At 64.4% G+C, this 677-nt stretch carries 1 pseudogene; it reads left to right on the forward strand.

The window, feature by feature from the left end:
* Nucleotides 1-141: 141 nt before the first annotated feature.
* Nucleotides 142-677: pseudogene (locus F6Q13_RS19060) on the forward strand (glutamate synthase); the annotation flags it as partial.

The following is a 677-nucleotide window of genomic DNA, read 5'->3' on the forward strand; positions in this document are numbered from 1 at the left end:
AGAAACTGGCATCTAGGGCTGTCAAGCGTTCCATTAACTCACTATCCGGCTTTTATTGCTCAACAAGCAGGGCCGGAAGTCCTCTGCCAAGAGGCCGAACGGCGTTAAAAATTCGCCCGAATCCCCCGTAGCATCAGCCAGGTGACGAGTGAGCAGCGCGGCGGCGGAGGCTACGGCGACGTGACGGCTCTGCCGGACCTGCTGCATGGCCACGCCCGGGCGGGTCCGGAGCGGGATCGCCGTCCGATTTATGTCGACCTGCTGCCACCCTGCAACGACGCCTGCCCAGCGGGAGAGAACATTCAGGCATGGCTTGCCCACACCAAGGCCGGCCGCCACGAACAGGCCTGGCGGGGTTTGGTGAAGGACAATCCCTTCGCTGCCATTCACGGCCGGGTCTGCTATCACCCATGCGAGTCCGTCTGCAACCGGGCACATCTGGATGCCGCGGTCGCCATACACGCGGTGGAGCGATTCCTCGGTGATACGGCCCGCGATCAGGGTTGGGAGTTCGAGTCACCCCGACAGTCGACCGGGAAGCGGATACTCGTCGTCGGCGCGGGACCGCGGCGCCGGTCCGCCTCATCGCTGCGCTTTGCATCGTCGTCGGCGCGGGTCATCGGCGCCGCTCCTCCTCCTCGCTTCGCTCTGCATCGTCGTCAAAATAAGCCACCTGG

This window comes from Mycobacterium sp., from assembly GCF_008709575.1.
Taxonomy (GTDB): Bacteria; Actinomycetota; Actinomycetes; order Mycobacteriales; family Mycobacteriaceae; genus Mycobacterium.